Annotated in this window: 3 protein-coding genes; all 3 read left to right on the top strand. The window is 70.0% G+C overall.

Features of this window, described 5'->3' with window-relative positions; translation table 11 throughout:
• Nucleotides 1-302 precede the first annotated feature (302 nt).
• The 3 genes from NVU01S_RS13185 to NVU01S_RS13175 are packed head-to-tail and all read left to right on the top strand — an operon-like array spanning nucleotide 303 to nucleotide 6,393.
• Nucleotides 303-2,990 carry a serine/threonine-protein kinase gene (locus NVU01S_RS13185; protein ID WP_244467557.1) on the top strand — a complete coding sequence of 896 codons (2,688 nt, stop codon included), beginning with the start codon at nucleotides 303-305 and terminating at the stop codon, nucleotides 2,988-2,990.
• A complete protein-coding gene (locus NVU01S_RS13180; protein ID WP_052281410.1) occupies nucleotides 2,987-5,677 on the top strand; it encodes a protein kinase domain-containing protein in 2,691 nt (896 codons plus the stop codon). The genes NVU01S_RS13185 and NVU01S_RS13180 overlap by 4 nt, the downstream gene beginning before the upstream one ends.
• Nucleotides 5,674-6,393 (top strand): cyclase family protein, encoded by a 720-nt coding sequence (locus tag NVU01S_RS13175; protein WP_043682304.1) that lies wholly within the window; start codon nucleotides 5,674-5,676, stop codon nucleotides 6,391-6,393. Before NVU01S_RS13180 ends, NVU01S_RS13175 begins: the two co-directional genes overlap by 4 nt.

The raw sequence follows: 6,393 nt of genomic DNA, 5'->3' as shown, positions 1-6,393 counted from the left end.
CCCGCCGCGACCGTCGCGGCGGGCCCGCGGTTGCCGTCCGAGTGCTCCTCGACCGGCACGGCCGCGGAGTTGACCGGCGGCGCCGGGGCGTGGCCGACCCGCGGCCGTTCGGCCGCCGGGCGCTGTGCTGATGTCTGTGCCGAACCGTCTGCCACCGCTGTGGCCTTCTCGAACATGTGCTGGTCGTCCCCCGTCGCATCGTCGTCGAATTCGGGTGATCGCTGTTCAGCCGCAAGTTATCATTCCGAATACTGCACGGGGGATGATGACATCGGGTGTGGCGGAAAAATTAAGGTCCGAGAATGAGTGCCGAGTCCGATAGAAGTACTTCCGATTATGGCGATCCCGCGCTGGGCACCGAATTCAGCGCGGTGGAAGCCTTCTCCGCGGCCTGGGAGGATGCTGCGGGCACCGTGGGCAGGCAGCCGCCGCAGATCGCCGAGTTCCTGCCCGACGCCAGGACCCTGCGCACCGCGGCACTGCTCGAACTCATCCGGGTCGACCTGCGGCATCGCTGGCTGCGCCGCGCCGTGCTCGACCCGGCCGCGCCGGAACGCACCGAACCGCAACCGCGCAAACGGCTCGCCGAATATTGCCGCGAATTTCCCGAACTGCAACCGAAAAGTATCCCGGCCGGACTGGTGTACGAAGAGTTCGTCATCCGCAGGCACAGCGGTGAACGCGTGGATCCCCGGGATTGTCTGCGGGAATATCCGGACCAGGCACCGGAACTACGCGCCCTGCTCAACGCCGACGACGTGGAGCAGAGTACGCGGCGCGCGGTTCTGGCGGATTCCACCCTGGCGGCGCTGGACCGCACCCGAACCGCTCTCGCCGACAGCGGATTGAACCGCACCGCCGCGTCGACCCGTAGTTCAGAAGTGACGCGAGCGAGCACGGACCTGACCGGGACGGCGACCGCCGTGCCGACCACGATCGGCACCGGTCCCGGCCGCTTCGACGCGCTCGACCGGATCGAAATCGGCCAGCGGATCGACGATTTCGACCTGCTGACCGGTCTGGGCAGCGGCGCGTTCGCGCGGGTCTTCCTGGCCCGGCAGCGCTCGCTGCAGCGGCTGGTCGCGGTGAAGATCTCCACCGATCACGGCACCGAACCACAGACCCTGGCCCAGCTCGACCACGACTACATCGTGCGAGTCTTCGATCAGCGGGTGCTCGGTTCCGGCAGCGGCGCGGCGCGCCGGCTGCGGCTGCTCTACATGCAGTTCCTGCCCGGTGGCACGCTGCTCGGCGTGCTGCGCTGGGTGCGCGCCACCCCGCCCGCCGAGCGCAGCGGCCGGCTGCTGCTGGACGCGGTCGACGCGGCCATGGAGGAGAAGGGCGAGATCCGGCCGACGGATTCGAGCGTGCGGGCCGAGATCGCCACGCTCAGCTGGCCGGAGACGGTGGCCTGGCTCGGGCGCAGGCTGGCCGAGGCGCTGGACTACGCGTCCGCGCACGGCGTGCTGCACCGGGACGTGAAACCGGCGAACGTGCTGTTGACCGCGGAGGCGGTGCCGAAGCTCGCCGACTTCAACATCAGCTTCAGCCGCAATGTCGAAGGCACCAGTCCGGTGGCCTATTTCGGCGGCTCGCTGTCCTACATGTCGCCCGAGCAGCTGGAGGCCTGCCACCCCGGATTCGGCCGCAGCGCGGCCGATCTGGACACCCGCGCCGATATCTACTCACTCGGCGTCGTGCTCTGGGAACTGCTCACCGGCGCGAAACCGTTCGACGACAGCACCGCGGGTGCGGACGCGCACGGCGACGACACCACGCTCGAGGCGATGCTGGAGCGGCGCAGCGCGGGCGTGGAAGCCGCGGCGCTGGAACGGATTCCCGCCGACTGCCCGGCGGCGCTGCGCCGGGTGCTGCTCACCTGCCTGGCGCCCGAGCGGACGATGCGCTGGGCCAACGGCGCGGTACTGGCCCGGCAGCTGGAGCTGTGCCTGGACGCGCGGGCCCGCGAACTCGTCGACCCGGCGCCCAACAGCTGGCGGCTGCGGCTGCGCCCGTGGCGACTGCTCGTCGCCGCGCTGGCCGTCGGACTGCCGAATGTGCTTGCCTCCCTGTACAACATCCAGCACAACCAGCACCTCATCATCAACCGGCTGAACGAGGACGCGCAGCACAGCTTCGGCATCATCACCGGCGTGGTGAACGCGGTGGTCTTTCCCGCGGGCATCGCGATCCTGCTGTACATGTCGCGGTTCCTGCTCACGGTGCCGCACGGCTTGGCCAAGGGGCGCCGATACGATCCCGAGACGCTGCGCCGGACCAGGCGCGACGCACTGCTGCTCGGGGATCGCGCGGTGGCCGTGGCGTTTTCGCTCTGGGTGGTGGCGGGGGTGACCTTCCCGATCGCGTTGCAGCTGGTAACCGGGGACCTGCCCGCGCGGGCGATCGTGCACTTCCTCGCGTCGCTGGTGGTGTGCGGCGCGATCGCGGTCGCCTATCCGTTCTTCCTGCTGACCTTCTACATGGTGCGCTGCATCTACCCGTTGTTCCTGCGGCACGGCGACATCAGCCCCGAAGACGCGATCTGGCTGCGCGGGCTCGACCGCCGCTGCAACGGCTATCTGGCGGTCGCCGCCTCGGTGCCGTTGCTCGCGGTGGCCGGGGTGACCTTCCTGCCGCCCGCCGACATCCCGATGGTGATCTTCGCGGTGCGCGTGCTGTGCGTGGGCGGCATCATCGCGTTCGTGGTGTCCTACCTGCTGTTCCGCGCGCTGGAGGCGGATCTGCGGGCGCTGGAGCGGGTGGTCGCGCCCGGGTCCACGGGGCCGGATTCCAGTGCGGAATCCGCTGCGGCAGTTCCGGATTCCACGGCGCCGGATTCCGCAGTGCCGGTGGCCGATTCCACGGTGGCGGTGGCCGATTCCACGGTGGCGGTGGCCGATTCCACGGTGGCAGTGGCCGACTCCACGGTGGCGGTGGCCGACTCCACGGTGGCAGGGGTCGATTCCGCTGCGCGGGAGCCGCGCACGTGACGGCTTCGCAGGCCGACGCGATCGCCCGGTTCGCCGCCGAGTGGCAGCGCAGCCTGCGGGACGACCGGCTCGAGCCGCCGCACATCGCGGACTACGTGCCGGACGGCGCCCAGACGCGGCTGGCCATCCTGACCGAGCTGTTGCGCATAGACCTGCGCGAACGCTGGGGACGCGCCGCCGCTCTCGGCAAGCGGATCGCGGAGTACCGCAAGGAGTTTCCGGAGGTGGAGCACAGTCCCGACCTCGCCGACCTGGTGTGCGCGGAGTTCTCGGCCCGCCGCCGCCACGCGCCGCTGCCGGTCGCGGAGTTCATCGCCGAGTACCCCGAATTCGCCGACGAGATCCGCGAGCGCCTCGCTGCGTTCGACACCGACGAGGGCACCGCGGATTTCGGTACCGCGGAATCGGCCGCCGCCGTCGCCGCCTTGGCCGAACTCGCTCCCGGCCGGCGCATCGACGACTTCGACCTGCTGACCGACCTCGGTACCGGAGTGCTCGGCCGAGTGTTCCTGGCCCGGCAGCGGTCCATGCAACGCCTTGTCGCGGTGCGCCTTTCGGCGGGCCGGGCGAGCGCGCCGCAGACCATGGCGCAGCTGGATCACGCCCACATCGTCCGCGTATTCGATCAACGATTGCTGCACACCGACGCGACCGCCGGGATGGTCGAAGGAGGCTGGGAAACAACCGGTTTCGGCCTCCGATCCGATACCGTCGGCCCCGATCCCGACGCGACCGGCACCGTCGCAACGCCCTGGCAGGAGCCGGACGACTCGTTCGTCGCGCCCCCGCAAAGAACCGCACCCGCGCACGACAACACCCTCGCCAGGCCTACCGGCCTCGACGACATCACCAGCGCCAAGCGTCCCGACCTCGATGACCACACGATCGCCGCACCATCCGACCTCGCCGACGACACCGTCACGACTGCCTATCGCGAACAGGCCGGGGATGCGGCGCACGGCTCGATGGGCTCGGTGCGCAACCGTGCCACCGCAGCGGCGGGCCCGGATCGTCACGCGGCGGAGTTCCCGCTGCCCACCGGGACCGAGTCCGCCCCGTTGCCAGCTAGTTCCGCTGTTCGCGCGCGGACGGGGCCGGTGCACTCGATACTCGACGCGGCCGCACCGCGGCTGGTCTATATGCAGTACCTGCCCGGCGGCACCGCACTCGGGGTGCTCGAGCAGCGCCGGCGCGGCCCCGAGTCCGATGGCGGGGCCCTGCTGCTGCGGGCGGTCGACGGGGCGATGGAGGCGAAAGGGGAGATCCGGCCGTCGGATTCGAGTGTGCGGGCCGAGATCGCGAGGCTGAGCTGGCCGGAGACGGTGGCGTGGGTGGGCAGGCGGTTGGCCGACGCACTGGATCACGCCGCACATCTCGGCGTGCTGCACCACGACATCAAACCCGCGAACGTGCTGTTCACCGCCGAGGGCGTGCCGAAGCTGGCCGATTTCGCGCTGCGCGAATCCGGCTCCGCCGACGGTGCGACGAATCATGCTGAGCTAGAAGCAGATTCGTTGCGCTACCGATCACCCGAACAACTCGCCCGCCTGCTCGACCCGGCGGCCCCCGCACCCGGCACGCGCAGCGACATCTATTCGCTCGGCCTCCTGCTGTGGGAAATGCTCACGGGCGCACACCCGTTCAACGACCAGCCGCAGGCAGCCGCGGCGCGGCCCGATGCGCTCGCGCGCATGCTCGAAGCCCGCAGAGCGGGCCTACCCGACTCCGCGGTGGCCCAACTGCCCGCCGATACCCCGGCGGCGCTGCGCCGCGTCCTGCTCGACTGCCTGCGCGCCGAGCCGAAACGCCGCTGGCGCAATGGCGCCGAGCTGGCCGGGCAGCTGGATCTGTGCCTCGACGCGCGCGCCCGCGACCTGGTCGACCCGCCGCCGACCAGCCTGCGGTTCCGGGCCCGCGGCTGGCTCATCCCGGTGGCGGCGCTGTGTGTCGGCGTGCCCAACGTGCTCGCCAGCTGGTACAACATCCAGCTCAACCAATCGCTGATCATCGATCGGCTCGCGGCCGCCGATCAGCAGAAGTTCTTCACCGTCGGCCTGATCAACAATCTGATCTCCTTTCCGCTCGCGGCCGTCCTGCTCATCGCGCTCGGTCGCAGGCCGCTGACCGTCGCGTTCCGATTGGCCCGTGGCCGTGAGTATTCCGCGCGCACGCTGGCCAAGGCGCGCCGCGACACCCTGCTGCTCGGCGACTGGGCGGTGCTGGTGCCGTTCGCGATGTGGGTCATCGCGGGCGTGGCCTGGCCGCTGGCCCTGGCCGCCAGCGGCGTCTCGCTGCCGCCGGGTACCTTCCTGCATTTCTTTGCGGCACAGCTGGTTTGCGCCGCCATCGCACTGGCCTATCCGTTCTTTCCGGCCATGCTCTTCGCGGTGCGGGTGGTGTATCCGCAGTTGCTGGTGCGCGGCGGCGTCGGGCCGGGCGACGAGCGTCAGCTGCGAAATCTGGCCCGGCGCGGCAACTTCTATCTCGGCGTCGCGGCCTCGGTGCCGTTGCTCGGGGTGGCCGGCGCGACCTTCGTCGACGCCGCCGATCTGGGATTGGTCATAGTTCCGGTGCGCTTGCTCAGCGTCGGTGGCATTCTGGCATTCGTGGTTACCTACCGGTTGTTCCGTTGGCTGGAGGCCGATCTGCTCGCCTTGGCGCGGGCCATCCCGCAGCGGAAACGATGACCTCGCCGCGGCCGCTCGGGCGGCTGGTGAGCCTGTCGCATGTGCACGATCCGGCCACGACGCCGCTGTATCCGGACGATCCGGAGTTCCGCACCGATATCGTGGCCACGGTCGCCAACGACGGCTACTACCTGCGCTACATCCAGCAGGGTGAACACACCGGAACCCATTGGGGCGCACCGATCCATTTCCATCCCGACGGTCTGGGCGCCGATCGATTGGAACTGGACGACCTGCTGCTGCCCGCGGTGAAGATCGACGTGCGCGACCGCTGCGCCCGCGACCGGGACTACGCGATCTCGGTCGCGGATCTGAAGCAGTGGGAAGCGCGGCACGGCCGGATTCCGAACGGCGCCGCCGTCGTCGCGTGGACCGGCTGGGATGCCAAGTGGGGCACCCCGGAATTCCTCGGCACCGCCGAATCCGCCGAACACCAACCGGGTTTCGCGCTGGAAACGATGGAATGGCTGCTGCGCACCGGGCGGCTGGGCCGGCGCGGCGCGCTCGGTATCGATACGTTCGGGCCCGACCTCGGCACCGACCACACCTACGCGGTCTCGAAACTGCTGTACCGCGAGCACCGGATCAGCCTGGAATGCCTGGCCAACCTCGCCGCCCTACCGGCGACCGGGGCGTGGATCCTGGTCGGCGCACCGCTCTACCGCGACGGCTCCGGCTCTCCCGCAACGATTTTCGGGATACTGCCGAGCACCTGA

The sequence above is a fragment of the Nocardia vulneris genome, from assembly GCF_001613425.1.
GTDB lineage: Bacteria > Actinomycetota > Actinomycetes > Mycobacteriales > Mycobacteriaceae > Nocardia > Nocardia vulneris.
Note: the sequence above shows the minus strand (reverse complement) of the source record. Positions and strands in the feature narration are given on the sequence as shown.